At 46.4% G+C, this 1115-nt stretch carries 1 protein-coding gene and 1 pseudogene; one reads left to right on the top strand and one right to left on the bottom strand.

The features are described from left to right. Positions 1-256 precede the first annotated feature (256 nt). Positions 257-514, top strand: a pseudogene (locus tag KIV40_RS26305) (DUF6482 family protein); the annotation flags it as partial. Between the two features lie 96 nt (positions 515-610). Here the strand turns inward: KIV40_RS26305 and KIV40_RS26300 are convergent. Then, a partial coding sequence (locus tag KIV40_RS26300; RefSeq protein ID WP_285352123.1) for an RnfABCDGE type electron transport complex subunit D occupies positions 611-1115 on the bottom strand: 505 nt, incomplete at its 5' end.

The following is a 1115-nucleotide window of genomic DNA, read 5'->3' as shown; positions in this document are numbered from 1 at the left end:
ACTACGATATGTCAGTTGGCGATTCAACTGTCAGTATTACTAAAATGTTAGCGAATAAGTTGTTTTCTACACATCCATGATATTGCAACAACGGGACGCACCTATTCGGAAGAGTTCGTTACCATGCGTTAATCGCATAAGCGACATTATCGAATGATTAAGAAAGCAGACTCCGGTCTGCTTTTTTTGTGCCCGCTCTGAACTTTGCTCAAAATTTCAACGTAACAGACAAGGATTTCCTCTTAATGAAACATCGGAGTGTGTTATGAACCTACTGATTGAATCTTTTGAAGGCGGCATCTACCTTGCTTATCAAGTCACAGACCATAACCGTAGACTGGTAATGGATAGTGACCAGCATCCGAAAAAGTTTATGAGCCTTAACCAAGTGCGCGACCACTTTAATGACCAATCAATCACGTCAGCAACGCTGGTTCACAACAGTGCCTACGATGAGATGTGCGGAGAACAGTGCGGCAGCGATACCCCGCTCAGTGTCGATCTTCGTTGGTAGCCACCACTCCTTTCCCTACATTATTCAGACTAAAACCAACACTCAAACTAAAAGAGGACTCATTAAGAAGTCCTCTTTTTGCCTCTGGCCTTGTTATTAGCGTGCCATTCGTCGATTCCTGCGTTTAATGTTGCCCTCTCGCACCATAAAATCGAACAGAGGTGCAAATAGGTTAGCAAACAAGATCGCGAGCATTATGCCTTCCGGATACGCGGGGTTGAGCACCCGAATCCCGATTGTCATTACACCGATAAGAATACCGTAGGCCCATTTCCCTTTATTGGTAAAAGCGGCAGATACTGGGTCGGTCGCCATAAAGAAAGTACCAAAGGCCACACCACCGACGACAAAGTGCCAATAGAAAGGCATTGAGAACATCGCATTGGTATCAGAACCAATCCAGTTGAGTAACGTTGACGTCGCTGCCAGACCAACAACAACCCCGGCTACGATCCGCCAAGAAGCTATCTTCATCGCAATCAGCGCCAAGCCGCTCAAGATGATCAGCATGGATGACACCTCACCCATTGAGCCCGGTATATTACCGATGAAGGCATCCATCCAAGAGATCGGTGCGCCTGTCATGTTGTTGACCAAGGCA

Source organism: Vibrio sp. D173a (assembly GCF_030248475.1).
This window is presented reverse-complemented; position numbering and strand designations above follow the sequence as displayed.